The 25,220-nt window shown below is 51.5% G+C and carries 23 protein-coding genes and 1 other RNA gene; 6 read left to right on the forward strand and 18 right to left on the reverse strand.

Annotated features, from left to right (window positions below):
• Nucleotides 1–155: 155 nt before the first annotated feature.
• On the forward strand, nucleotides 156–1,706 hold the full coding sequence (gene pdeB, locus C4F37_RS13775) for a cyclic-guanylate-specific phosphodiesterase PdeB (protein WP_001538392.1): 1,551 nt from the start codon (nucleotides 156–158) through the stop codon (nucleotides 1,704–1,706).
• A gap of 41 nt (nucleotides 1,707–1,747) precedes the next feature.
• Here pdeB and C4F37_RS13780 read toward each other — a convergent pair whose 3' ends face one another.
• Together C4F37_RS13780 and ffs are read right to left on the reverse strand one after the other, a co-directional pair.
• Entirely contained in the window at nucleotides 1,748–2,101 is a 354-nt protein-coding gene (locus C4F37_RS13780) for a DUF1428 domain-containing protein (protein WP_000878140.1), read from the reverse strand.
• Nucleotides 2,102–2,220: 119 nt separating this feature from the next.
• An RNA gene (gene ffs / locus C4F37_RS13785) (signal recognition particle sRNA small type) lies at nucleotides 2,221–2,317 on the reverse strand.
• 162 nt (nucleotides 2,318–2,479) lie between these two features.
• Here ffs and C4F37_RS13790 point away from each other — a divergent pair.
• Entirely contained in the window at nucleotides 2,480–2,791 is a 312-nt protein-coding gene (locus tag C4F37_RS13790) for an MGMT family protein (RefSeq protein ID WP_000409908.1), read from the forward strand.
• A 30-nt stretch (nucleotides 2,792–2,821) separates the two neighbouring features.
• Here C4F37_RS13790 and C4F37_RS13795 read toward each other — a convergent pair whose 3' ends face one another.
• A complete protein-coding gene (locus tag C4F37_RS13795) occupies nucleotides 2,822–3,394 on the reverse strand; it encodes a YbaY family lipoprotein (RefSeq protein WP_000779831.1) in 573 nt (190 codons plus the stop codon).
• Nucleotides 3,395–3,611: 217 nt separating this feature from the next.
• Here C4F37_RS13795 and tesB point away from each other — a divergent pair, with 217 nt between their 5' ends.
• Complete coding sequence (gene tesB, locus C4F37_RS13800; protein ID WP_001295832.1) at nucleotides 3,612–4,472, forward strand: acyl-CoA thioesterase II; 861 nt, start codon at nucleotides 3,612–3,614, stop codon at nucleotides 4,470–4,472.
• A gap of 48 nt (nucleotides 4,473–4,520) precedes the next feature.
• On the opposite strand, the gene amtB is transcribed toward tesB, so the two are convergent.
• From amtB to cof, 6 genes are all read right to left on the reverse strand, one after another.
• Complete coding sequence (amtB, locus tag C4F37_RS13805; protein ID WP_000685055.1) at nucleotides 4,521–5,807, reverse strand: ammonium transporter AmtB; 1,287 nt, start codon at nucleotides 5,805–5,807, stop codon at nucleotides 4,521–4,523.
• Nucleotides 5,808–5,836: 29 nt separating this feature from the next.
• The gene (gene glnK, locus C4F37_RS13810; RefSeq protein ID WP_000780338.1) at nucleotides 5,837–6,175 is read right to left on the reverse strand and encodes a P-II family nitrogen regulator; all 339 of its coding nucleotides are present in this window, start codon (nucleotides 6,173–6,175) and stop codon (nucleotides 5,837–5,839) included.
• A 180-nt stretch (nucleotides 6,176–6,355) separates the two neighbouring features.
• On the reverse strand, nucleotides 6,356–8,137 hold the full coding sequence (locus C4F37_RS13815) for a SmdB family multidrug efflux ABC transporter permease/ATP-binding protein (RefSeq protein ID WP_001538391.1): 1,782 nt from the start codon (nucleotides 8,135–8,137) through the stop codon (nucleotides 6,356–6,358).
• Nucleotides 8,130–9,902 (reverse strand): SmdA family multidrug ABC transporter permease/ATP-binding protein, encoded by a 1,773-nt coding sequence (locus C4F37_RS13820; protein WP_001235630.1) that lies wholly within the window; start codon nucleotides 9,900–9,902, stop codon nucleotides 8,130–8,132. Before C4F37_RS13820 ends, C4F37_RS13815 begins: the two co-directional genes overlap by 8 nt.
• Before the next feature lie 29 nt (nucleotides 9,903–9,931).
• Nucleotides 9,932–10,390 carry a DNA-binding transcriptional regulator DecR gene (gene decR, locus C4F37_RS13825; RefSeq protein WP_000884589.1) on the reverse strand — a complete coding sequence of 153 codons (459 nt, stop codon included), beginning with the start codon at nucleotides 10,388–10,390 and terminating at the stop codon, nucleotides 9,932–9,934.
• 152 nt (nucleotides 10,391–10,542) lie between these two features.
• Nucleotides 10,543–11,361 (reverse strand): HMP-PP phosphatase, encoded by an 819-nt coding sequence (gene cof / locus C4F37_RS13830; RefSeq protein WP_001556847.1) that lies wholly within the window; start codon nucleotides 11,359–11,361, stop codon nucleotides 10,543–10,545.
• Nucleotides 11,362–11,460: 99 nt separating this feature from the next.
• Between cof and C4F37_RS13835 the strand changes: the two genes are divergently transcribed.
• Nucleotides 11,461–13,161: an SgrR family transcriptional regulator gene (locus tag C4F37_RS13835; RefSeq protein ID WP_001538389.1), complete on the forward strand. Its 1,701-nt coding sequence runs from the start codon at nucleotides 11,461–11,463 to the stop codon at nucleotides 13,159–13,161.
• A gap of 64 nt (nucleotides 13,162–13,225) precedes the next feature.
• Nucleotides 13,226–13,921 carry a 7-cyano-7-deazaguanine synthase QueC gene (gene queC / locus C4F37_RS13840; RefSeq protein WP_000817227.1) on the forward strand — a complete coding sequence of 232 codons (696 nt, stop codon included), beginning with the start codon at nucleotides 13,226–13,228 and terminating at the stop codon, nucleotides 13,919–13,921.
• A gap of 51 nt (nucleotides 13,922–13,972) precedes the next feature.
• On the opposite strand, the gene fadM is transcribed toward queC, so the two are convergent.
• From fadM to bolA, 9 genes are all read right to left on the reverse strand, one after another.
• Nucleotides 13,973–14,371 carry a long-chain acyl-CoA thioesterase FadM gene (gene fadM / locus C4F37_RS13845; RefSeq protein ID WP_001538388.1) on the reverse strand — a complete coding sequence of 133 codons (399 nt, stop codon included), beginning with the start codon at nucleotides 14,369–14,371 and terminating at the stop codon, nucleotides 13,973–13,975.
• Between the two features lie 105 nt (nucleotides 14,372–14,476).
• Nucleotides 14,477–14,848 (reverse strand): helix-hairpin-helix domain-containing protein, encoded by a 372-nt coding sequence (locus C4F37_RS13850; protein WP_000680294.1) that lies wholly within the window; start codon nucleotides 14,846–14,848, stop codon nucleotides 14,477–14,479.
• Nucleotides 14,849–14,998: 150 nt separating this feature from the next.
• The gene (ppiD, locus tag C4F37_RS13855; RefSeq protein ID WP_000969372.1) at nucleotides 14,999–16,870 is read right to left on the reverse strand and encodes a peptidylprolyl isomerase; all 1,872 of its coding nucleotides are present in this window, start codon (nucleotides 16,868–16,870) and stop codon (nucleotides 14,999–15,001) included.
• 191 nt (nucleotides 16,871–17,061) lie between these two features.
• Nucleotides 17,062–17,352 carry a nucleoid-associated protein HU-beta gene (gene hupB, locus C4F37_RS13860; RefSeq protein ID WP_254892905.1) on the reverse strand — a complete coding sequence of 97 codons (291 nt, stop codon included), beginning with the start codon at nucleotides 17,350–17,352 and terminating at the stop codon, nucleotides 17,062–17,064.
• A gap of 190 nt (nucleotides 17,353–17,542) precedes the next feature.
• Nucleotides 17,543–19,897 carry an endopeptidase La gene (lon, locus tag C4F37_RS13865; RefSeq protein WP_001295325.1) on the reverse strand — a complete coding sequence of 785 codons (2,355 nt, stop codon included), beginning with the start codon at nucleotides 19,895–19,897 and terminating at the stop codon, nucleotides 17,543–17,545.
• Between the two features lie 187 nt (nucleotides 19,898–20,084).
• Nucleotides 20,085–21,359, reverse strand: coding sequence for an ATP-dependent protease ATP-binding subunit ClpX (gene clpX, locus C4F37_RS13870; RefSeq protein WP_000130305.1), 1,275 nt, complete (start codon nucleotides 21,357–21,359; stop codon nucleotides 20,085–20,087).
• Nucleotides 21,360–21,484: 125 nt separating this feature from the next.
• The gene (clpP, locus tag C4F37_RS13875; RefSeq protein WP_000122253.1) at nucleotides 21,485–22,108 is read right to left on the reverse strand and encodes an ATP-dependent Clp endopeptidase proteolytic subunit ClpP; all 624 of its coding nucleotides are present in this window, start codon (nucleotides 22,106–22,108) and stop codon (nucleotides 21,485–21,487) included.
• 245 nt (nucleotides 22,109–22,353) lie between these two features.
• Nucleotides 22,354–23,652: a trigger factor gene (gene tig, locus C4F37_RS13880; protein ID WP_001538385.1), complete on the reverse strand. Its 1,299-nt coding sequence runs from the start codon at nucleotides 23,650–23,652 to the stop codon at nucleotides 22,354–22,356.
• Between the two features lie 343 nt (nucleotides 23,653–23,995).
• The gene (bolA, locus tag C4F37_RS13890; RefSeq protein ID WP_000973448.1) at nucleotides 23,996–24,313 is read right to left on the reverse strand and encodes a transcriptional regulator BolA; all 318 of its coding nucleotides are present in this window, start codon (nucleotides 24,311–24,313) and stop codon (nucleotides 23,996–23,998) included.
• 304 nt (nucleotides 24,314–24,617) lie between these two features.
• On the opposite strand from bolA, the gene C4F37_RS13900 reads away from it, so the two are divergent.
• Nucleotides 24,618–25,196: a lipoprotein gene (locus tag C4F37_RS13900; protein ID WP_001295326.1), complete on the forward strand. Its 579-nt coding sequence runs from the start codon at nucleotides 24,618–24,620 to the stop codon at nucleotides 25,194–25,196.
• The last annotated feature ends 24 nt before the right edge of the window (nucleotides 25,197–25,220 follow it).

Raw genomic sequence — 25,220 nt, forward strand, 5'->3', positions numbered from 1 at the left:
TACATACCAGGCGTAAAGCTCTACGCCTGGTCAAATGACAACGATCGTTTCCACCCATCACTTCACGAAATACCAGCCCTACTTCCTTATCTCCTGCCAGCCTTTTTCCACAATCAGATATACTTTCCCTACACTGTGTTAATAAGGATATGCTGGTGAGAACACGACATCTGGTCAGCCTTATTTCGGGAGTTCTGATTCTTTCAGTATTGCTGCCTGTCGGCTTAAGCATCTGGCTGGCCCATCAGCAGGTAGAAACATCATTTATTGAAGAGCTGAATACGTATTCCTCCCGCGTCGCTATTCGGGCCAATAAGGTGGCGACACAAGGGAAAGATGCGCTGCAAGAGCTGGAAAGATGGCAAGGCGCTGCCTGTAGCGAAGCCCATCTCATGGAAATGCGTCGGGTATCTTACAGTTATCGCTATATTCAGGAAGTGGTTTATATCGATAACAACGTTCCCCAGTGTTCGTCTCTGGAGCATGAAAGCCCGCCCGATACCTTCCCCGAGCCAGGTAAAATTTCGAAAGATGGTTATCGTGTCTGGTTAACATCGCATAGCGATTTAGGCATTATCCGTTACATGGTCGCCATGGGAACGGCACATTATGTCGTCATGATCGACCCTGCCTCCTTTATTGATGTTATTCCCTATAGCTCATGGCAAATTGATGCCGCCATTATTGGCAATGCCCATAACGTTGTCATAACCAGCAGCGATGAACTTGCTCAGGGAATTATTACCAGGCTACAAAAAACACCCGGTGAGCATATCGAAAATAATGGAATCATTTACGATATCCAGCCCTTACCGGAGATGAATATTTCGATCATCACCTGGGCTTCAACGAAAATGTTGCAGAAAGGCTGGCATCGGCAAGTCTTTATTTGGTTACCGCTCGGGTTGGTGATTGGCCTGCTGGCAGCGATGTTTGTGCTGCGTATTTTGCGCCGTATCCAGTCACCGCATCATCGGCTGCAGGATGCTATCGAAAATCGTGATATTTGCGTGCACTATCAGCCGATTGTCTCCTTAGCCAATGGCAAAATTGTCGGTGCTGAGGCACTGGCGCGCTGGCCGCAGACAGACGGTAGTTGGTTGTCACCAGATAGTTTTATTCCGCTGGCACAGCAAACGGGCCTTTCTGAGCCATTGACGCTACTGATTATAAGAAGCGTCTTTGAAGATATGGGCGACTGGCTGCGTCAGCATCCTCAGCAGCATATTTCGATCAATCTTGAATCCACCGTGCTCACCTCGGAAAAAATCCCGCAATTGCTGCGTGAAATGATCAATCACTATCAGGTTAATCCCAGACAGATCGCGCTTGAACTCACTGAACGCGAGTTTGCCGATCCGAAAACCAGCGCCCCGATAATTTCTCGCTACCGGGAGGCGGGCCATGAAATTTATCTCGATGATTTTGGTACAGGGTATTCAAGTTTAAGCTATTTACAGGATCTGGATGTCGACATTCTGAAGATCGATAAATCTTTCGTTGATGCGCTGGAATATAAAAATGTCACGCCGCATATCATCGAAATGGCAAAAACACTGAAACTGAAAATGGTTGCGGAGGGAATCGAAACCAGTAAACAAGAAGAGTGGCTACGCCAGCATGGCGTGCACTACGGTCAGGGCTGGCTCTACAGCAAGGCATTACCGAAAGAGGATTTCTTACGCTGGGCCGAGCAACATTTGTGAATTTTAGGGCTGACGGCACGCCGCACAGCCCGTCACGCTACCTACTCGTCGATGATTGATTCGAATCCACCATAGATCATTCGCTTGCCGTCAAACGGCATGGACTCGCCGAACTCTTTCATCCGTGGGTCCGACATCATCTTTTGATTAGCAGCGTCGCGGACCTCTTTTGAAGGGTATTCAATCCAGCTAAAGACAACCTCTTCATTCTCTTCCGCTTTCACCGCCATACGAAAATCGGTCACTTTACCATCCGGTACATCGCTGGCCCAGCATTCGACAATACGAAGCGCACCGAACTCTTTAAATAATGGCGCGGCCTTAGCGGCCATTTCCCGATAGGCATCCTTTTTATCGGCAGGAACGGCAACAACAAAACCATCAACATACTTCATCAGACATACCTCCGAAGCGTACTGCGCAGCCAGACAATTCTTGCGACGTCAGTTGTGGTTAAAGTTTAGCCATGTTGGGATTTTTTGACGAAACGGTGGGAGGCAGAAATGGGTGGGGGCCCTGCCAGCTACATCCCGGCACACGCGTCATCTGCCTTGGCTGCTTCCTTCCGGACCTGACCTGGTAAACAGAGTAGCGTTGCGGGAGAACCAACAGAGCCCCCATTGAGAGCGTTGAGAACCAACGCGCAGGCGCATTATCACTGCTGCCCCGGCTAATTGCAACCCATTGCGTGCCAGATGCTGGTTTCTTGCGCAATGCGGCTTCACTCGGGCGTTTTTCCAGATTATGCTGAAAAATTACCTCAGGAAGAAAAGATGGAAAAAGAAGATTCATTTCCCCAACGCGTCTGGCAAATCGTAGCCGCTATTCCCGAAGGCTATGTCACCACTTACGGTGATGTGGCGAAACTGGCGGGATCGCCGCGCGCCGCGCGCCAGGTAGGCGGTGTGTTAAAGCGTCTCCCCGAAGGCAGCACCTTGCCCTGGCACCGGGTGGTTAATCGCCACGGCACCATTTCACTGACCGGACCGGATTTACAGCGTCAGCGACAGGCATTACTGGCAGAAGGTGTGATGGTGTCGGGAAGCGGGCAAATCGACTTGCAGCTTTATCGCTGGAACTACTAACCCTCTCCGGGCGGAGAGGGTTAACTTCGCTTAATATTGCGTTGGAGCTGGAACTGCCGAAGACGGATTCACCTGGGTTGGTGAAGTTGAAGGTACGGTAGTCGTTGCGCCACCGCTAGCCTGAACCGGCACGGCGGTTTGCTGCACCGGCACCAATGTCAGGTCGGCTTTAGTTCCGCCCTGGTTGATCACCGGCTGAACGGTATCGGTAATAAATACCAGTTTGTCATTCACGGTAATCGCCGCACTCAACAGAATACGCGCGTTCGGCTGAACATCTGCCGGGTTAAATGGCAGAACAAAGCTGAATGGTGACTGTTTACCTTCGGTACGCACCGCTTTCTGCGCCAGCACTTTCGACGGCGCATCGGCTAACGACGCGTCAGAAAGTGTCACGGTCAGCACGGCATCAGGCGGCAGTGCGACTTTCTGACGGATCCAAACGGTACCGGAGACATTCGGTTGCTGGATAGCAGGTTGTTGTGTTGCTGAAATAGACGTATTTGCAGCCGGTGCTGGCGTCTGAATATCCGCGCTTTTATCTGCGCAAGCCGCCAACGCAATCGCAACCGCTAAACCACTGGCCATGTGCACGAGTTTCATTCACTTCTCCTTATTATCAATGCACCAGCGGGCTAACTTTCCTCGCCGGAAGAGTGGTTAACAAAATAGTAACGTCAACAAGTGTGGCACACATCACGCATTTCTGCCTGTAATTAGCCCGTAATTCAGACCATTGCACCCATCGGACCAGTGGCAAATTTGCGTTATACTCAACTCACTTTGGCTTGCTGCGGCAGCTTTGTTACTGGAGAGTTATATGAGTCAGGCGCTAAAAAATTTACTGACATTGTTAAATCTGGAAAAAATTGAGGAAGGACTCTTTCGCGGCCAGAGTGAAGATTTAGGTTTACGCCAGGTATTTGGCGGCCAGGTCGTGGGTCAGGCCTTGTATGCTGCAAAAGAGACCGTCCCTGACGAGCGGCTGGTACATTCTTTTCACAGCTACTTTCTTCGCCCTGGCGATAGTAAGAAGCCGATTATTTATGATGTCGAAACGCTGCGTGACGGTAACAGCTTCAGCGCCCGCCGGGTTGCTGCTATTCAAAACGGCAAACCGATTTTTTATATGACTGCCTCTTTCCAGGCACCAGAAGCGGGTTTCGAACATCAAAAAACAATGCCGTCCGCGCCAGCGCCTGATGGCCTGCCTTCAGAAACGCAAATCGCCCAATCGCTGGCGCACCTGCTGCCGCCAGTGCTGAAAGATAAATTCATCTGCGATCGTCCGCTGGAAGTCCGTCCGGTGGAGTTTCATAACCCACTGAAAGGTCACGTCGCAGAACCGCATCGTCAGGTGTGGATCCGCGCAAATGGTAGCGTGCCGGATGATCTGCGCGTTCATCAGTATCTGCTCGGTTATGCTTCTGATCTTAATTTCCTGCCGGTAGCTCTACAGCCGCACGGCATCGGTTTTCTCGAACCGGGGATTCAGATTGCCACCATTGACCATTCCATGTGGTTCCATCGCCCGTTTAATTTGAATGAATGGCTGCTGTATAGCGTGGAAAGCACCTCGGCGTCCAGCGCACGCGGCTTTGTGCGCGGTGAGTTTTATACCCAGGACGGCGTGCTGGTTGCCTCGACCGTTCAGGAAGGGGTGATGCGTAATCACAATTAAAAAAATAGCCGGAGGTGAAAACCGTCCGGCTGTTTTTTGCAGTGCTTGTTACGCGTTATAGGCATTCTCGCCGTGGCTGTTGACGTCCAGCCCTTCTCGCTCCTGCTCTTCCGGTACACGCAGACCAACCGTCAAATCCGCCAGTTTGTAGCCGATAAATGCCACCACACCAGACCAGACAATCGTAATGGCGATGCTTTCCAGCTGTACCAGCAACTGATGGCCCATCGTCACACCTTCAGCGAAGCCCACGCCGCCCAGCGAACTGGCGGCAAAAATCCCGGTCATGATACAGCCGACAATGCCACAAACACCGTGCACACCGAAGACATCGCAGGGATCATCCACCCGCAGCAAGCGTTTGAGCATGGTAACGCCCCACAAGCCCGCCAGACCAGCTACCACGCCGATAATCAACGCGCCGCCAACACCAATGTAGCCACACGCTGGCGTCACGCCGACCAGACCGGCAATCGCGCCAGAACACGCTCCCAGCAGTGAAGGCTTACCGCGCAGCGCCCATTCACCGAAGATCCAGCCAAGAATTGCTGCCGCCGTTGCGACCACAGTATTCACAAATGCCAGTGCCGCGATTTCATTCGCCGTGCCCGCTGACCCGGCGTTAAAGCCAAACCAACCGATATAGAGAATAGCAGTCCCGGTGAAGACCATCGGCAGGTTGTGCGGTTTAAACGCCTCTTTACCGAAGCCCACGCGTTTGCCTATCAGATACGCGCCCACCAGACCGGCGATTGCGGCGTTAATGTGCACCACCGTGCCACCCGCGAAATCCAGTGCCCCGTGAGAAGCCAGCAAACCGCCGCCCCAGACCATATGCGCAATCGGAATGTAGGAGAGCGTCAGCCATACCACCACAAAAATCAACACAGCTGAGAAGCGGATTCGTTCCGCCAGCGCCCCAACTATCAAGCCTACGGTAATGCAGGCAAACGATCCCTGAAACGCCACGTGGATATACTGATAAATGCTGCCCATCACCGCCGTCAGTTCAATGTTTTTCAGCATCAACCCGTTAATGTTGCCGAAGAAGTTGTTGCCTTCGCCAAACGCCAGCGAGTAGCCGTAAACCACCCAGAGAATACAGACCAGTGCAAACGTCACGGTCACCTGCGTCAGCATCGACAGCACGTTTTTGCCACGAATCAGCCCTCCATAAAACAGGGCAATCCCCGGAACGGTCATAAACAGCACCAGCGCAGTACAAATCATCATAAACGCATTGTCGGCTTTATCGGCCACCGCAGGTGCAGCCATTACCAGTCCCGGCAGCATCGCCAGTGAAGTAAGCCCAGTTTTTATCGTTGCTATCTTCATTTTTCGTTCCTGTTGCTGTGTGCCAGAGATTACAGCGCCGCTTCGTCGGCTTCGCCGGTACGAATACGAATGACGCGTTGCAATTCAGCGACGAAGATTTTGCCGTCGCCAATTTTTCCGGTGTAAGCCGCTTTGCTGACGATATCGATCACTTCATCGAGTTGGTCATCAGCAATCGCCACATCAATTTTTACTTTTGGCAGGAAGTTGACGCTGTATTCCGCCCCCCGGTACAGCTCGGCATGCCCTTTCTGACGCCCGAAACCTTTCACTTCGGTGACGGTCAGGCCCTGAATACCAATGGAAGATAACGCTTCACGAACGTCTTCAAGTTTGAATGGTTTGATAATCACGGTCACCAGCTTCATAGATCCCCTCCGGTCAGAATTCGGTAATGGTTCTGCTACACGAAGAAGGTATTGCAAGCGGTGTGCCAAAAATGAAAAACGAGAAAGAGAGCAGGAAGTTAAGAAGATTGAAAATGAAAACGCACTATGACAGTGCACAGTGCGTTACATTTTTGCACCAACGATGAAATATTGCGCTATTCAGGCGCTCAATGATTCCTCTTCACGCACGCTGGCTGCCAGCTCTTCGCCCGCAAGTTGCAGTTGATACATCTGCCAGTATCGTCCCTGGGCCGCCAGCAGTTGCTGGTGAGTGCCCTGCTCCACGGCTTGCCCACGATGAAGCACCAGAATGGTGTCGGCATCAACAATAGTCGATAAGCGGTGAGCAATCACCACAAGCGTAGTATGTTCACGCACCACCGCCAGAGCATGTTGAATCGCCTGTTCAGTCCCGGAGTCAATGCTAGCGGTTGCCTCATCAAGGATCAGGATTTGCGGCGTCTCCACCAGCACGCGCGCCAGTGCCAGCAGTTGCTTTTGCCCGACTGAGAGATTATTCCCCTGCTCGCCAAGCGGCGTGTAAATACCATCACTCATGCTACGCGCCAGCTCCGCCAGCTGCACGGTTTCCAGCGCCTGCCAGACGCGTTCTTCAGAGATATCACGTCCCAGCGTCACGTTGGCGAGGAAGGTATCCGCCAGCACCACCGGATCTTGCTGCACCATTGCCACGCCCTGGCGCAGCGCGCTGTGACTTAGCGTACTTAATGGACGACCATCAAGGCGAATCTCACCTTCCGTTAGCGGGTAATAGCCCATCAATAAACTGGCGAGGGTGCTTTTGCCACTGCCGGTATGCCCGACCAGCGCCACAAAGTTGCGCGAAGGCACAGAGAGATTAATGTTCTTTAGCACCAGATTGTCATCGCGATAAGCAAATGACACGTTATCGACTTCGATGGTGCCGCTCTGCAACGGGCGATCATCATTGCCATATTGCTGGCGCGGTCCGTCCATCAGCTCAAAAACGCGCTCACCAGCAACAACAGCCTGTTGCAGCATCGCCTGCTGCGTGGTCAGTTCGATTAAGGGTTCGTTAAGTCGCCCCAAATAACTGATGAACGCATACAACACGCCCACTTCAATGGTGCCGCTGGCGGAGAAGCCAAACAGCATCAACAAGCCACAAAGAATGAGCGATGAAAACAGACTCAGCAGCGGACGCAGCAGAAAACCGTCGAGGCGCAGGGTTTGCATCCTCGCCATATAGTGTGAACGACTGGCCTCACCCATACGTTCGCCAAATCGCGCCTGCTGACGGAACTGCTGGATAACGCTCATGCCATTGATGATTTCGTTAAAGCCGTCGTTGATATCCGCCAGATAAGCGCGCACACGACGGACAATCGGCGTGCTGTAACGCTGATATATCACCATTACCACCAGCACCACCGGGAAAATCATTATCGCCACCAGCGCCATTCGCCAGTCGAGGCTGAACATCGCCACCAGCATCGCGCCCACCAGTGCGGCGCTACGCAGGACAGTTGCCACTACGGTAACGTAGAGATCGCGGATCACTTCAGTGTCATTAGTGACGCGGGAAATCACCTGCCCGACGGGTTGGGTATCAAACTCGCTTAATGGCTGGCGTAACGCAGCATCCATCACGTCGGTACGCAACTGTTGCACTACGCCTACTGCCGCCCGATTAAACAGCAGCGACTGCGCGTAATGTAGCCCGGCTGCAAACAGTTGCAGCCCAACATACGCCGCCGCCAGCCCTGCAACCACTTTCAACGGCAGGTTATTTTTCGCTACCATATTGTCGATAAAATAGCTGATAAGCAGCGGCCCACTGACTTCTGCCGCCGCCGCAACCCACATCATCAGGACCGCAATCCCCAACGGTTTACGCCACGGTGAACCGTACGCTAACAGACGCTTGAGAGTCGGCCACAGTTGGCTAAAACTACGCATCGACAGCCTCCTCGCGAATTTCCGGGGCGTCGTCGAGCGCTGCCTCCAGTTGTTGATAGCGATACATATCGCGATACCAGCCGCTTTGTTGTACCAGCACATCATGATTGCCACGCTGGGCGATATGCCCGTGCTGCATCACAATAATTTCACTGGCTTCCGTCAGTGCAGAAAGGCGATGGGCACTGATGATTACCGTTCTTCCCTGCCCCCACTGACGCAGGTTATGCAGGATCTGGTGCTCTGTGCGTCCGTCCACCGCTGAAAGCGCATCGTCAAGGATGAGGATTTCCGCGTTGACTAATAACGCTCGAGCAATGGAGATACGCTGTTTTTGTCCGCCAGAAAGCATCACGCCGCGCTCGCCCACTTCTGTGTCGTAACCTTGCGGCAGACGCAAAATATCGTCATGTACGCTGGCTAACCGCGCTACGTGTTCAATCTCTTGCTGGGTGGCATTCGGGCAACCCAACGCGATGTTGTTCGCCACGGTGTCGGAAAAAAGGAATGGTGTCTGGCTGACCACCGCCAGACGGCTACGCCAGCTATCGAGTTGTAACTTCGTCAGAGGAATATCATGAAAACGGATATCACCCTCGCTGACGTCGAAATGACGCTGAATGAGCGACAACAGGGTACTTTTGCCGGAACCAGTCGGCCCGCAGATACCCAGCATCTGACCGGGTTTCAGGGCGAAATTGACGTTTTCCAGCGCAGGATGGTCAGTCTGCGGATACGTAAACTGGCGAATATTCACATCCAGTTCACCACGACCTTCTGGCACCTTATCACTACCATCAATAACGACTGGCGCTTCGGCCAGCATGGTACGAATTCGGCTATACGCCGCGCTGCCACGTTCCACAATGTTAAACATCCATGCCAGCGCCAGCATTGGCCAAATCATCAGACCTAAATACATCATAAAACTGGTGAGCTGGCCCAGCGTTAAACTGCCCTGTACCACCATCCAACTACCGCCGCCAATCGCCAGCAAGTTCGCCATACCAATCGCGATATAGATGGTCGGGTCGAAACGAGCATCAATACGCGCCACCCGCATGTTTTTTTTGCCGGTATCTTCGGCATCCGCGGCAAATAACGCCGACTGACGATCTTCCAGACCAAAGGCTTTGATCATGCGGATACTGGTGAGGCTTTCCTGGGTGCGGTCATTAAGACTGGAAAACGCCGCCTGTGCCAGCTTAAAGCGTTCATGCAAGGCATCGCCGTTGCGCTTGATCATGATCGCCATCACTGGCATCGGCAACAGGGCAAATAAGGTCAACTGCCAGCTAATTTGCGTAGACATCATAATCAACACAGCGCAGCCCATTACCAGTGAATCCACCAGCGTCAGCACCCCTTCTCCGGCGGCAAACACGACGCGATCGACGTCATTGGTCGCACGAGCCATGAGGTCACCCGTGCGATGACGCAGGTAAAACTCAGGATGCTGCCGGCTTAGCTGGCGGTAATAATCTTCACGCAGTTCAACAGCCAGTTGATAAGACGCACCAAACAGCAATACGCGCCAGACGTAACGCAGGAGATAAACCACAACGGCAATCAGCACCATGGTGGCGATCCACATCAGGATCTGCCCGGTAGTAAAGTGTTGTTCTGTCACGCCATCAACAACAATACCAACCACTTTTGGCGGAACCAGTTGCAGCATCGCGATAATGACAAGCAAGGCGACAGCCCCGAGATAGCGACGCCATTCCCGACGGAAATACCAGCTTAATTGAGCAAATAATCGCACGCGTTGTGTCCTGACTTGATTCTGGATATTTATTCGATGGGTAAAGAAGTGGTGTATTTAATCTGTTCCATCGCGAAGCTGGAAGTGACGTCCGACAGCCCCGGTACACTGTTTACCAGACGCTTATAAAACTCGTCGTAGCGTTTCATGTCGGCAACCTGGACGCGCATCAGATAATCGTATTCACCAGCCATGCGCCAGAACCCCAGCACTTCTGGCATTTCGGTAACCACCGTGACAAAGCGGCAATACCATTCGCTGCTGTGATGTTGCGTTTTTATCAGCACAAAGGCGGTCAGGCCGAGGCCTATTTTTTCCGGATCCAGCAGGGCGACTTTGCCGATAAGGATACCGTCGTCCTCCAGCCGTTTCAGACGCTTCCAGCAGGGGGTGGTTGTCAGATTAACGGCTTCAGCCAGTGCCTGCAAAGAGAGGGTGCAATCCTGCTGTAGCAAGGCCAGCAGCTTACGGTCAATTTTATCTAACATAGCCCTTCCACAGAGAATTTTTTTCTCTTTTAATTCTATTTTAAAGGTGAAATCGCGACAATTTATTCTGTGCGGTTTAAGCACCACGGCACAAAATGACAAATTCAACGCAAAAAAAACCGGGCAATTGCCCGGTGCTGGAAGGGATCTCGTTATTCGGGGGAATAAGGTAGATGTGGATAGTCCAGCCAGTGCGTCAAATAGTGAGAGACAGCCTGATTTCGGCAATGTCCAATCACCGGTAAATGCGGGAGCTCCGCGCGCAGTTGCGGCATCGCATTGCCCATAATAAATCCGCTACCGACGCTGCCTAACATTTCGCGATCGTTCATCGCATCACCAAAGGCCATGCAATCGCGTAACGATAAACCTAAATGTTGGGTCAGCACCGTCAATGCAGCGCCTTTATTGCAGCCCACCGGCAGCACTTCGAGGCAATCCGTGGCGGAAAAACATAAATGTGCACGCTCGCCTAATGCTTCGTATAGCTGGATCTGCAAGCGTGTAAGATCGTCGTGATCGCCACAGAAGCAGATCTTGGTGACGCTGCCGAGTGGCATTTTTTTGACATCGATTATCTGATAACGAAAACCGCTATAGACAAATGCCTGCAACAACGCAGGGATCTCTTTCCCGGTAAACCAACCATCGTCATTGAAGATATGCATGCTTGCTCGGGTATCCCATTGCTGATACAGCACCAGCTCCGCGACATCCGCAGGTAAATCATCACGATGTAAAAGTTCACCTTCCAGAGAATGCACGCGCGTTCCGTTGCCAGTAATCAAATATGCCTCCAGCGATAGCGCCCCGAGAATATGCTGCATCTCCAGCGCATGACGCCCCGTGGCAAAAGTGAGGGTAATGTCGCGTTCACGCAGTCGCGCCAAAGTAGAGAGGGTTTTCTCACCTAAATGATGGTCAGGCATCAATAAAGTGCCATCCATATCAAATGCTGCCAGACGAGCCATTTCTTTCTCCACTCTGTGACACGGTTAATGGTGATTGAGTATCACCTGATATATACGGAAGTAATAGTGAATAGTTAAATAATATTGTTCCGGGTTTATATGCGACTGCTCAACCGTCTTAACCAGTATCAACGTCTGTGGCAACCTTCCGCCGGAAAGCCGCAAACCGTCACCGTCAGCGAACTGGCCGAACGCTGTTTTTGCAGCGAACGCCATGTTCGTACGCTGTTGCGTCAGGCACAGGAGGCGGGATGGCTGGAGTGGCAGGCGCAGTCAGGACGCGGAAAGCGCGGACAATTACGCTTTCTGGTCACGCCAGAATCGCTACGCAATGCGATGATGGAACAGGCGCTGGAAACCGGAAAGCAGCAAGATGTGCTGGAGCTGGCGCAACTGGCCCCAGGTGAGCTGCGCACTCTGTTACAGCCGTTTATGGGCGGACAATGGCAAAACGATACGCCCACGTTGCGTATTCCCTACTATCGCCCGCTCGAACCGCTACAACCGGGCTTTTTGCCCGGTCGTGCCGAGCAGCATCTCGCCGGACAGATATTTTCCGGCCTGACCCGCTTCGATAATAATACCCAGCGCCCGATTGGCGATTTAGCGCATCACTGGGAAACCTCTACTGACGGGTTACGCTGGGATTTTTATCTTCGCTCAACCTTACACTGGCATAACGGCGATGCAGTAAAAGCCTCCCACTTACACCAGCGGTTATTGATGCTGTTACAACTGCCAGCACTGGATCAATTATTTATTAGCGTGAAGCGTATTGAAGTCACCCATCCGCAGTGTCTGACCTTCTTTTTACATCGCCCCGATTACTGGCTTGCGCACCGGCTGGCGAGCTATTGCAGCCATCTGGCGCATCCGCAATTCCCCCTGATCGGCACTGGTCCTTTTCGCTTAACACAATTCACAGCGGAACTGGTGCGCCTGGAAAGCCATGATTATTACCATTTACGTCATCCGCTGCTTAAAGCGGTTGAGTACTGGATAACTCCTCCGCTTTTCGAAAAAGATTTGGGAACCAGTTGTCGGCATCCCGTGCAAATCACTATCGGCAAACCTGAGGAGCTGCAACGGGTCAGCCAGGTCAGTAGTGGCATCAGTTTAGGTTTTTGCTATTTAACGTTGCGCAAAAGTCCCCGACTGTCCCTCTGGCAGGCGCGAAAAGTGATCTCCATTATTCATCAATCCGGTTTATTACAAACGTTAGAAGTCGGAGAAAACCTGATCACCGCCAGTCATGCATTACTGCCAGACTGGACTATTCCACAATGGCAAGTACCGGATGAAGTTAAACTACCGAAAACCTTGACGCTGGTTTATCACCTACCGATAGAACTTCATACCATGGCAGAACGCCTAGAGGCGACACTGGCAGCGGAAGGCTGTGAACTCACAATTATTTTTCATAACGCAAAAAACTGGGACGACACGACCCTACTGGCACACGCAGACCTCATGATGGGCGACAGATTAATTGGCGAAGCACCGGAATATACCCTGGAGCAATGGCTGCGTTGCGATCCACTGTGGCCACATGTTTTCGACGCTCCAGCATATGCACATTTGCAATCGACACTGGACGCGGTGCAAGTAATGCCTGATGAGGAAAACCGATTTAATGCCCTGAAAGCGGTTTTTAGCCAGTTAATGGCAGATGCGACGCTGACGCCGCTGTTCAACTATCACTATCGCATTAGCGCCCCTCCCGGCGTGAACGGTGTGCGACTGACACCGCGCGGCTGGTTTGAATTTACCGAAGCCTGGCTTCCCGCGCCGTCGCAATGAATAGCTGGTCCGGGTTAATCGCAGGCGTTACCATAACGTTTTTATTGTTCAAGCAGGATTATCTATGAAACGTGCTGTCGTTGTGTTCAGTGGAGGCCAGGATTCCACCACCTGTCTGGTGCAGGCATTACAACAATATGATGAAGTCCATTGCGTGACGTTCGATTACGGTCAACGCCATCGCGCAGAAATCGACGTGGCACGCGAACTGGCGCTGAAACTGGGGGCACGCGCGCATAAGGTGCTTGATGTAACGCTGCTCAACGAGCTGGCGGTCAGCAGCCTGACGCGTGACAGCATTCCGGTGCCTGATTATGAACCTGAAGCCGATGGTATCCCGAATACGTTTGTCCCAGGGCGTAATATTTTGTTCCTGACACTGGCGGCAATATATGCGTATCAGGTAAAAGCAGAAGCCGTAATTACCGGCGTCTGCGAAACGGATTTCTCCGGCTACCCGGATTGCCGCGATGAGTTTGTGAAAGCACTAAACCATGCCGTCAGTTTGGGCATGGCGAAAGATATTCGTTTTGAAACGCCGCTGATGTGGATTGATAAAGCGGAAACCTGGGCGCTGGCAGATTATTACGGCAAGCTGGATTTAGTCCGTAACGAAACGCTGACCTGTTATAACGGCATTAAAGGCGACGGTTGCGGTCATTGTGCGGCGTGTAATTTACGTGCCAACGGTTTGAATCATTATCTGGCCGATAAACCGACGGTGATGGCAGCGATGAAGCAGAAAACCGGGTTGAAGTAATTATTCCGGGTGTCGCCGGATGCGGCTTGAGCATCCGGCACCACAAAACGTTTACTTAACCATCTGCTCCAGCTTTTCGCGCAATTCCCCTTCCAGAGCTAATGCTTTCTGCGTTTTAAGATCAATACAAACAAACGTAATAAGCGCATCCGCTACCACCTGTCCTTCCGGCCCCAGTGTAATGACCTGGCTTAAGATGCCACTTTTACCGTTTAATTGCTGCAACTGACTGGTAATGGTTAACAGGTCGCTTAATACCGCCGGGCGGCGATAGTTAATATTGATATTGACCACGACGAAAGCGATGTTATGGGCCGTCATCCAGTGAAAACTGTCGCTATTTTCCAACCCATGCCAGCGGGCTTCTTCGAGAAATTCAAGGTAGCGGGCGTTGTTTACGTGCTGGTAAACGTCGAGATGATATCCACGAACTTTGATTTGTGTTTGCATAGCGCAATAACCTTACGTTGTTGTTATAAGAACTGTTATAAGTACAGAGGTCATAACTGGTATGACCTCTTCAGTCTGGCAAAAAATTGCCACTATGCAAATTAATTACAGGGTTAATACCGCCAGATTACGTTCCACCAGCGAATTGCCCATCCCCGGCACCTGCTTTAGATCCTCCACCGTTTTAAACGGACCGTACTCTTCGCGATAACTGACAATCGCCTGCGCTTTCTTCAGGCCAACGCCATTCATCGCGCGGGCTAACTCTTCCGCGCTGGCATTATTAATGCTGACCCGAGTGCCTTCTTCGTCACTGGCTTTCGCCGGAACTGCTGCTTTACTTTGTGCTGCAGGAGCTTCCGCTTTGGTTTCTACCGTTGTCGGTTTTGCCGCAGGAGCTGCCGCCAGAGCACTATGAGACATTCCGGCACAGGCCAGGGACAGGGTAATGAGCAGTGCTTTAATTCCGTGTTTCATACTGTTTTCTCCTTGTTTGTTAACAGTGGAATCACCTTAACGGCAGTGAAAACAGTAAACAAATGGCAATGTTCGGAAATGGAAAAGGCCGCGAAAGCGACCTTTTCTTGTTACAGCTGCAAAGCATTTTTTTGCGAGGCGGCTTCAGGATTATTGCTGTTCCAGCGCATCGCCAATTTTGATTTTCGCCTCTTTACGCAGGTTACTCATCAGAGCTTCAAAGACGATTTGTGCGTTGTTCTGGGTGATACCCTGCACCATCGCTTTTTTCTGATCTTCCGGCATTGAACCTTGCTTCACTTCATCCAGCGCCAGCAGAACTACATTACCTTGCATATCGGTCGCCATACCGTAGCTCGGTTTGTCTTTCGCTGGCAGCGGCAGTGCAAACGCAGCCTGGCTAATCGGGTCACGACCGGAACGACTTAAGGTTTTCGGCTCGCCAAATTTCAGACCGGCAGCCTGCATAGCTTCCGCACCTTTGCCTGCTTTCAAATCAACCAGCAGTTTCTCAGCATCCACTTTCGCCTGTTGTTCAGCTTTGTTGTGCTGAACCAGTGCCTTAACTTGTTCCTGAACATCTGCCAACGGTTTCACCGCTTCCGGTTTGTGCTCGCTGATGCGCAGCACGAATGCGCGGTCGCCGTCTACGGTGATGATGTCAGAGTTGATGCCCGGCGCGCCGTTTTCACCTACCAGACCGCCGTTGAAGATAGCGTCGGCAACTGGCTTGAAGTTCAACTCTTCCGGCAGGTTATCTTTGCTGAACCAACCCGTCTGAGTGGCTTTAACGCCGGCAGCTTGCTCTGCACCGGCCAGAGACTCGGTGTCGTTGCTTGCCGCATCGCTCACTTTCTGCTGCAGCGCGTAGTACGCATCGAGGGCTTTTTCGTGTTTCACTTTCGCCGCAATGTCGTCACGTACTTCGTCTAACGATTTCACTTTCGCTGGCTGAATGTCGTCCAGACGCACAATCAGGAAACCGACCGAAGATTTGATAACACCAGACAGTTGGCCTTTTTCTTTCAGACCCGCATTTTTCAGTTCGTCCGGGATAGTGGCATCTTCTAACCAACCCATATCACCGCCGTTGCGGGCAGAGATAATATCGGCAGATTTTTCTTTGGCTAATGCAGCAAAATCACCGCCCTTATTCAGCTCATCAAGTACCGCTTTCGCTTCATCTTCAGTTTTGGTCTGGATGATGCTGTAACGGGTACGCTGCGGCTGGGTGAATTGATCCTGATGCTGATCGTAGTAGCTCTGGATATCCGCATCGCTAACCGGTTGCTGCATCGTCGCGGCATCCAGCTTGATGTAACTCACGCGGAATTGTTCCGGCGTCATGAAATTGTTTTTGTTTTGTTCGTAGTAGCTGGCAATTTCCTGTTCGGTCACAGGCTGCTTCGCCGCCAGCGCGTTAACATCGATAGTCGCTTCACGCACCACGCGTTGTTGAGCTACCAGTGCCGCCAGCTCGTCGGTTTCACCTTTCAGCATAAAATCGGTACCGGCAACGCCGTTAATCAGCTGTTGGGTAGTGAGCTGGTTACGCAGCGCCTGGGCGTACTGATCGGCGGTCATCCCCATCTGGTTGAGGATACCGTTATAGCGGCTGTTATCAAATTTGCCGTCAACCTGGAAGGCTGGGGTCGCGAAAATCGCCTGTTTAACCTGCTCATCGCTGATACCCAGTTTCAGCTCACGAGCGTACTGATCCAGAAGCGCCTCGTCGATCAGACGATTCAGCACCTGTTGACGCAGGGTTTTCATATAGCCTTCGTTCGCTGCCAGCTCGGAGTATTGATCGCCCAGCTGTTGCTGCATGCGATTACGCTCGCTGTTGAAGGCGTTCTCGAATTGCCCACGGCTGATTTCCTGGTCATTCACTTTTGCGGCGTAGTTATTGCCTCCGCCAATCAGGTAACCACTCACGCCGGTCAATATGAACGACACGATAATGATACCGAAAATAATCTTGAGCACGAGACTGTTTGCAGCCGTGCGTAAGCTGTCCATCATGGTGTAACAACACTCCGCTGTAGATGACTGTGTACCTCACGCAACGTATCGATGCGCGCAAAGGCCTATTGTGACAAGAAACGGGGGCAATTGTCAGCCCACAAGACGCAGAAAGTCACCGAATACAAATAAAAAAGGCACATCAGTAGATGCGCCCTTGAACTTCGTCACATCCCCACTGGGGACAACGCTTAGTTTACCGCGTCTTTCAGTGCTTTACCTGCACGGAAGCTCGGTACTTTAGCAGCAGCGATGGTGATCTCTTTACCGGTCTGCGGGTTGCGGCCAGTACGGGCAGCACGCTCTTTAACGGCAAAAGTACCAAAACCTACCAGTGCTACATCATCCCCTTCTTTCAGAGATTCAGTTACGGAAGCAATAATAGCATCTAACGCACGGCCAGCCGCAGCTTTAGAGATATCAGCCCCTGCAGCAATCTTGTCGATCAATTGAGATTTATTCACTCTTCTCTTCCTCTTTATAATTTATATCGCACTTGAATCCTTCAAGGTACGAACGCGCAGCAGTTATATCAGGCCAGCCATCCCCTTACAACACCCCTTAATAAGGGCAAGCCTGATCCGCCATCTAACTTAGCGAGACAAAAAAAGGCTGGCAAGCCCGAATTAGCCTGCCAGCCCTGTTTTTATTAGTGCATTTTGCGCGAGGTCACTATTTTGCAGTCACAACCTGCATGCCAGACGGTTCATTTTGTAGCGCCAGAGTCAGAACTTCCTCAATGCGCTTCACAGGATGAATGTCCAGATCGGCAATTACGTTGTCAGGAATCTCTTCCAGATCGCGTTTATTTTCGAACGGAATTAACACTGTTTTAATCCCGCCGCGATGCGCTGCCAGTAGTTTTTCTTTCAAACCACCGATCGGCAGTACCTGACCACGCAGAGTGATCTCACCGGTCATTGCCACATCGGCACGAACCGGGTTACCGGTCAGGCAAGAAACCAGCGCGGTGCACATGGCAATACCGGCACTCGGACCATCTTTCGGCGTCGCACCTTCCGGTACGTGGACGTGGATATCACGTTTTTCGTAAAAATCAGGGTTGATCCCCAGTTTTTCCGCACGCGCACGAACCACTGTTAACGCCGCCTGAATAGACTCCTGCATCACTTCGCCGAGCGAACCGGTATAGGTCAGTTTACCTTTCCCCGGAACGCACGCGGTTTCAATGGTCAGCAAGTCACCGCCCACTTCCGTCCACGCCAGACCGGTTACCTGGCCGACACGGTTTTCGTTATCCGCGCGCCCATAGTCGAAACGCTGAACACCGAGGTAGTCATGCAGGTTATCACCGTTAATTTCGATATGTTTTAATGACTTATCGAGCAGTAACTGCTTAACCGCTTTGCGACACAGTTTGGAGATTTCACGCTCCAGACCACGCACGCCCGCCTCACGGGTGTAGTAACGAATAATGCCGATAATGGCGCTATCGTCGACGGTCAGCTCACCTTTTTTCAGTGCATTACGTTCAATCTGCTTCGGCAGCAGGTGACGTTTGGCGATGTTCAGTTTTTCATCTTCGGTATAACCGGAGAGGCGAATCACTTCCATACGATCCAGCAGCGGTGCCGGAATGTTCATGGAGTTCGACGTAGCGACAAACATTACGTCGCTGAGATCGTAATCCACTTCCAGGTAGTGGTCGCTGAACGCTACGTTCTGCTCTGGATCCAGCACTTCAAGCAGTGCGGAGGCCGGATCGCCACGCATGTCAGAAGACATTTTGTCGATCTCATCGAGCAGGAACAGCGGGTTTTTCACGCCCACTTTCGCCATTTTCTGGATCAGTTTACCCGGCATAGAACCGATGTAAGTACGGCGGTGACCACGGATTTCCGCTTCATCACGCACGCCGCCCAGCGCCATACGGACATATTTACGCCCGGTGGCTTTGGCGATGGACTGACCCAGGGAGGTTTTACCTACCCCCGGCGGCCCTACCAGGCAGAGGATCGGTCCCTTGATTTTGTTGACACGGCTTTGAACCGCAAGATACTCAAGGATACGATCTTTCACGCGCTCCAGACCATAATGGTCGGTATCAAGGATTTCCTGCGCCTGACGCAGGTCTTTTTTGACCTTGCTACGCGCATTCCACGGCACCTGTACCATCCAGTCGATATATCCACGCACTACGGTCGCTTCTGCCGACATCGGAGACATCATTTTCAGCTTCTGCAGCTCTGCTTCCGCTTTCTCTTTTGCCTCTTTCGGCATCTTCGCCGCGTCGATTTTGCGCTTCAGGGCTTCGTTTTCGTCCGGCGCGTCGTCCATTTCACCGAGTTCTTTCTGAATAGCTTTCATTTGCTCGTTCAGATAGTACTCACGCTGGGATTTCTCCATCTGCTTTTTAACGCGGTTGCGAATGCGTTTCTCAACCTGCAGCAGATCGATTTCCGATTCCATCATTGCCATCAGATATTCCAGACGTTCGTTAACGTCGGACATCTCCAGAACGGACTGTTTGTCAGCCAGTTTCAGCGGCATATGTGCAGCAATGGTATCCGCCAGACGCGCCGGATCGTCGATGCTATTCAGCGACGTCAGCACTTCTGGTGGGATTTTTTTGTTTAGCTTGATGTAGCCTTCGAACTGGCTGATTGCAGTACGCACCAGCACTTCCTGTTCCCGCTCATCAATGGTCGGCGACTCCAGATACTCCGCCTTCGCAGAAAAGTGTTCGCCATTGTCAGAGAGCGCAGAAATACGCGCGCGCTGTAACCCCTCGACCAGCACTTTGACGGTGCCGTCAGGCAGTTTCAGCATCTGCAATATAGAGGCCACGGTCCCGACAGTGAAAAGATCGTTTACACCCGGCTCATCCGTTGAAGCTTCTTTCTGCGCGACCAGCATAATTTTTTTATCATGGTCCATCGCCGCTTCCAGACAACGGATGGATTTTTCCCGCCCGACAAATAAGGGGATGACCATGTGCGGATAAACCACCACATCGCGCAGCGGCAATACGGGGATTTCAATGCGTTCAGAACGCTCAGGATTCATAGAGCTCTCTCTTAGTTTAATTTCCGCCAGGTAATCAGATGACACGACTGTGCTTCACGCCATCTATTAACATGTACGTCAGTATATGGGGATGTTTCCCCCACATTCAACGCCGAGAATAGAGGAAAAATTAAAGGGGAGATAAAATCCCCCCTTTTTGGTTAACTAATTGTATGGGAATGGTTAATTATTCACCAGATGCCTGTTGCGCTTCCGGCTTACCATAAATCAGCAACGGTTTGCTTTGACCATCAATTACCGACTCGTCGATAACCACTTTTTCGACATCTTCCATGGACGGCAGATCGTACATGGTATCGAGCAGTGCGGCTTCTACGATAGAACGCAGGCCACGGGCACCGGTTTTACGCGCCATCGCTTTCTTAGCGATAGCATCCAGCGCCTCGTCACGGAATTCCAGATCCACGCCTTCCAGATTAAACAGCGCCTGATACTGCTTGGTCAGGGCGTTTTTCGGCTCTTTGAGGATCTGAATCAGAGCTTCTTCGCTCAGTTCATTCAACGTTGCGACAACCGGCAGACGACCAATGAACTCAGGGATCAGACCAAACTTGATCAGATCTTCCGGTTCAACCTGCGCCAGCAGCTCGCCTTCGCTTGCTTTGTCGGACTTCGCTTTTACCGTCGCGCCAAAACCAATGCCGGAACCGGTTTCTACACGATGGGAAATCACTTTATCCAGACCGGCAAACGCACCGCCACAGATAAACAGGATCTTAGAGGTATCAACCTGCAAGAATTCCTGTTGCGGATGTTTACGCCCACCTTGCGGCGGAACAGCAGCTACCGTACCTTCGATCAGTTTCAACAGTGCCTGCTGTACGCCTTCACCGGAAACGTCTCGGGTAATGGACGGGTTGTCTGACTTACGAGAAATCTTGTCAATTTCATCGATGTAGACAATCCCGCGCTGCGCTTTCTGTACGTCGTAATCGCACTTCTGCAACAGCTTCTGAATGATGTTTTCAACGTCTTCGCCCACATAACCGGCTTCGGTCAGCGTGGTTGCGTCAGCCATGGTGAACGGAACGTCCAGCAGGCGCGCCAGCGTTTCGGCCAGCAGCGTTTTACCGGAACCGGTCGGACCGATCAGCAGAATGTTACTTTTGCCCAACTCGACGCCATTGCTGGTATCTCCGTTGCGCAGACGTTTGTAGTGGTTGTATACCGCGACCGCCAGCACTTTTTTCGCCTGTTCCTGACCGATAACGTAATCGTCCAGGTGGTTGCGAATTTCATGCGGCGTCGGTAGCGCACTGCGTTCACGATGCGGTGCAACTTCTTTAATCTCTTCGCGAATGATGTCGTTACATAAATCAACACATTCGTCGCAGATATACACGGATGGACCGGCAATCAGCTTGCGCACTTCATGCTGGCTTTTGCCGCAAAAAGAGCAATACAGCAATTTGCCTGAGCCATCTTTGCGTTTATCTGTCATGGGTCAAAACCTCTTCTTTGTTCTTTGTGCCGCACACGACGACGCAAATGCCATTCTCAGGCGCAAGCCGCTTACAGCGTTGTGCCGCCCTGGATAAGTATAGCGGCACAGTTGCGCCTCTGGCATCAATTACGATGGGTCAGAATCGAATCGACCAGACCGTATTCCACCGCTTCAGGGGCAGAAAGGAAGCGATCGCGCTCGGTATCACGTTCAATCTGTTCTAATGATTGACCCGTATGAAGCGCCATAAGTTCATTCATGCGCCCTTTAACTTTCAGAATTTCACGGGCATGAATTTCGATATCGGTCGCTTGGCCCTGGTAGCCGCCCAACGGCTGGTGAATCATCACGCGCGAATTCGGCAGGCAGAAACGTTTACCTTTTGCCCCTGCAGTCAGCAAGAAAGCACCCATCGAGGCCGCCTGGCCCATACAGATGGTGCTGACATCAGGCTTGATAAACTGCATGGTGTCATAGATAGACATCCCGGCAGTAATCACCCCGCCTGGAGAGTTAATGTACAGATAGATATCTTTTTCTGGGTTTTCTGCTTCCAGGAACAGCATCTGCGCCACAATCAGGTTAGCCATGTGATCTTCAACCTGGCCAGTCAGAAAAATGACGCGTTCCTTAAGTAGACGAGAATAGATATCAAAAGAGCGCTCACCTCGTGAGGTCTGTTCAATGACCATCGGCACCAGCGCCATATGGGGTGCAAAGTTATCTCGTTCGCCGCTGTATGACATTTCCGTCTCCTGGATAAAATTGAAAAAACCTGCTGTACCGATTGTAACCTTATGGACGGATTATCAGCTAGTCCCTGTGTTATGGGTACGGCATCACCATATTTCAAGCATAACAATCTTTTGTTGTTACGCTAACACCGAAAGAGGCTTTTCGCACGGTTCCATGCAAAATTCATGACAAAAAAAAGCCCACCACCTGGCGGTGACGGGCCTTTGTGCGAATTTAGCGCGTTATGCTACGTAAATTACGCCTGCTGGTTCATCAGCTCGTTGAAAGTGGTTTCTTTTTCAGTCACTTTCGCTTTCGCCAGTACAGCTTCAACAGCCTGTTCTTCCAGAGCAACATTGCGCATGTTGTCCATCAGTTCTTTGTTTTTGCTGTAGAACTCGATAACTTCTTTCGGATCTTCGTACGCAGAAGCCATCTCTTCGATCAGGCCTTTCACGCGCTCTTCGTCAGCTTTCAGCTCGTTGGTGCGGATAACTTCGCCCAGCAGCAGGCCAACAACTACGCGGCGTTTAGCCTGTTCTTCGAACAGTTCGCGCGGCAGTTCCAGAGCTTGTTTTTCGTTGCCACCGAAACGCTGTACAGCCTGGCGACGCAGAACGTCGATTTCGCTGTCGATCAGCGCAGCCGGTACGTCGATGTCGTTAGCTTTTACCAGACCTTCGATCGCCTGAGACTTAACGCGGTTACGGATGGCGCTCTTCAGCTCGCGCTCCATGTTTTTACGCACTTCAGCGCGCAGACCTTCTACGGAACCATCTTCAACGCCGAAACGTTTGATGAATTCTGCAGTCAGTTCCGGCAGTTCACGCTCTTCAACTTTCTTCAGGTTGATAGCGAATTTCGCTGCTTTACCCTTCAGGTTTTCTGCGTGGTACTCTTCCGGGAAGGTCACGTCGATGGTGAACTCTTCGCCAGCTTTGTGGCCTTTGATACCGTCTTCAAAGCCCGGGATCATGCGCCCCTGACCCATCGCCAGTACGAAATCAGACGCTTTACCGCCTTCGAACTCTTCGCCGTCTACAGAACCGGTGAAGTCGATGGTCACACGGTCTTCTGCTTCAACAGCGCCGTCTTTTTCTTTCCAGGTTGCCTGCTGTTTACGCAGAGTATCCAGCATGCCGTCAACGTCAGCGTCGGTCACTTCAACGATCGGTTTTTCAACTTCGATCGCTTCCAGACCCTGCAGTTCAACTTCCGGATAAACTTCAAACTCTACAGAGTAGGTGAAGTCTTCACCCAGCTTGTATTCGCCCGGAACATAGGTCGGTGCGCCAGCCGGATTGATTTTTTCTTTAATGATGGCGTCAATGAAGTTACGGCTCATCAGGTCGCCCAGGACGTCCTGGCGTACAGACGCGCCATAACGCTGAGCAACGATATTCATTGGCACTTTGCCTTTGCGGAAGCCGTCAATACGTACTTTTTTCGCAACGTTGACCAGCTCGCTTTTAACAGCGGTCTCGATGCTGTCAGCAGCGATAGTAATCGTTACACGGCGGCCAAGGCCTTGAGTGGTTTCAACTGAAACTTGCATCTTGTTACCTCAAAAAATCACAGTGCTCGGTCAACTCTTACCCCGCAAGCACAGGTTGTTGGCTTCGCGGAACCGGGATGTTCTTATAATCAATCACATTCCCTGTTACCAGAATCATCCCGAAAGCATTCAAATAGGACGCGGCATTATAGCGGCATCACTTTTATGAGTCGAGAACGGTTATTGCGCGCTGTCGCGTATTTTTTCACAATTCCCGGGCGATTTTCGTCTGAATGCTGGGCAAAAAGCGCAAAATCCAGACAAAACAAAACGGCCCGCAGGCCGTTTTTCATAAAATCTTTAGCAACATACTGGAAAAGCGCCGACAGTTGCAAATGCGTTTTTACGCGATGCTTCCTGCTCCACGACAGGGAGGAGAGGCAAAGACGGTGTCCTGCAACCCTTCCCACTCCTTAATAGTGTAAGTATGCAGAGCCAGCGCATGAACGGTAGTAGAGAGTTCCTCCGCTAAAGTACTGTAAATCATTCGATGACGATTCAGAAAACGTTCACCCGTAAAACGATCGCTGACCAGCACAACTTTAAAATGGCTTTCAGAGCCGGCTGGGACATTGTGACGATAGCTTTCATCCACTACTTCGAGGAATACGGGTTGGAACGCCGCCCTTAATTTTTCTTCTATCCGCTCACGTATCATCATGAAATATCTCCTCCGACAACGCTGAGATGTCATCCATCCCTTTAAATACTAGCCGCTTTTACCGTTTCCATTGCAGCTTAACAACAAATATTTAGGTTTCGTCCTGGTTTTTCCGTCAAGCGTATGAAGTTTACTGATTTAAAGATTGAAACACAGGCCTCGCATCAGCGTTTCTTTTACCAGGGGCGATTATTTCGTCAACATGATGAATTTACATGCCTTACCCACTTCCCCTCGCCGTTGGCAATGTTATGATGGCGGGAATTTTTACCAAACACGCTTAAGAGTCTCTGAGAGCCCGAACATGTTCAAAAAAATCCTCTTCCCGTTAGTTGCTCTGTTTATGCTTGCAGGATGCGCAAAACCGCCAACAACTATCGAAGTTTCCCCGACGATTACACTGCCACAGCAGGATCCAAGCCTGATGGGCGTCACCGTAAGCATTAATGGTGCCGATCAGCGTACCGATCAGGCGCTGGCAAAAGTCACCCGCGATAATCAAATCGTTACCCTGACCGCCTCCCGCGATCTGCGTTTCCTGCTGCAAGAAGTGCTGGAAAAACAGATGACCGCCCGTGGATACATGGTTGGTCCGAATGGCCCGGTTAATCTGCAAATCATCGTTAGCCAACTGTATGCTGACGTGTCCCAGGGCAACGTGCGCTACAACATCGCGACCAAAGCGGATATCGCCATCATCGCTACCGCGCAGAATGGCAACAAAATGACCAAAAACTATCGTGCCAGCTACAACGTTGAAGGTGCATTCCAGGCCTCCAACAAAAATATCGCCGATGCGGTTAACAGTGTGCTGACCGATACCATCGCTGATATGTCTCAGGACACCAGCATCCACGAATTCATCAAGCAGAACGCGCGTTAATTTCTGCCCTCTGGCCCGGTGCAA

This window comes from Escherichia sp. R1, assembly GCF_003000935.1.
Classification (GTDB): Bacteria; Pseudomonadota; Gammaproteobacteria; order Enterobacterales; family Enterobacteriaceae; genus Escherichia; species Escherichia coli.

Coding starts and splice junctions, on each gene's coding strand:
- tesB (WP_001295832.1), top strand. CDS start 3,612: ATGAGTCAGGCGCTAAAAAATTTACTGACATTGTTAAATCTGGAAAAA.
- ppiD (WP_000969372.1), bottom strand. CDS start 16,870: ATGATGGACAGCTTACGCACGGCTGCAAACAGTCTCGTGCTCAAGATT.
- C4F37_RS13850 (WP_000680294.1), bottom strand. CDS start 14,848: ATGAAACACGGAATTAAAGCACTGCTCATTACCCTGTCCCTGGCCTGT.
- fadM (WP_001538388.1), bottom strand. CDS start 14,371: ATGCAAACACAAATCAAAGTTCGTGGATATCATCTCGACGTTTACCAG.
- clpX (WP_000130305.1), bottom strand. CDS start 21,359: ATGACAGATAAACGCAAAGATGGCTCAGGCAAATTGCTGTATTGCTCT.
- cof (WP_001556847.1), bottom strand. CDS start 11,361: ATGGCTCGTCTGGCAGCATTTGATATGGATGGCACTTTATTGATGCCT.
- tig (WP_001538385.1), bottom strand. CDS start 23,652: ATGCAAGTTTCAGTTGAAACCACTCAAGGCCTTGGCCGCCGTGTAACG.
- bolA (WP_000973448.1), bottom strand. CDS start 24,313: ATGATGATACGTGAGCGGATAGAAGAAAAATTAAGGGCGGCGTTCCAA.
- decR (WP_000884589.1), bottom strand. CDS start 10,390: ATGTTAGATAAAATTGACCGTAAGCTGCTGGCCTTGCTACAGCAGGAT.
- glnK (WP_000780338.1), bottom strand. CDS start 6,175: ATGAAGCTGGTGACCGTGATTATCAAACCATTCAAACTTGAAGACGTT.
- C4F37_RS13795 (WP_000779831.1), bottom strand. CDS start 3,394: ATGAAACTCGTGCACATGGCCAGTGGTTTAGCGGTTGCGATTGCGTTG.
- amtB (WP_000685055.1), bottom strand. CDS start 5,807: ATGAAGATAGCAACGATAAAAACTGGGCTTACTTCACTGGCGATGCTG.
- C4F37_RS13900 (WP_001295326.1), top strand. CDS start 24,618: ATGTTCAAAAAAATCCTCTTCCCGTTAGTTGCTCTGTTTATGCTTGCA.
- clpP (WP_000122253.1), bottom strand. CDS start 22,108: ATGTCATACAGCGGCGAACGAGATAACTTTGCACCCCATATGGCGCTG.
- C4F37_RS13815 (WP_001538391.1), bottom strand. CDS start 8,137: ATGCGTAGTTTTAGCCAACTGTGGCCGACTCTCAAGCGTCTGTTAGCG.
- lon (WP_001295325.1), bottom strand. CDS start 19,897: ATGAATCCTGAGCGTTCTGAACGCATTGAAATCCCCGTATTGCCGCTG.
- C4F37_RS13835 (WP_001538389.1), top strand. CDS start 11,461: ATGCGACTGCTCAACCGTCTTAACCAGTATCAACGTCTGTGGCAACCT.
- C4F37_RS13790 (WP_000409908.1), top strand. CDS start 2,480: ATGGAAAAAGAAGATTCATTTCCCCAACGCGTCTGGCAAATCGTAGCC.
- queC (WP_000817227.1), top strand. CDS start 13,226: ATGAAACGTGCTGTCGTTGTGTTCAGTGGAGGCCAGGATTCCACCACC.
- C4F37_RS13780 (WP_000878140.1), bottom strand. CDS start 2,101: ATGAAGTATGTTGATGGTTTTGTTGTTGCCGTTCCTGCCGATAAAAAG.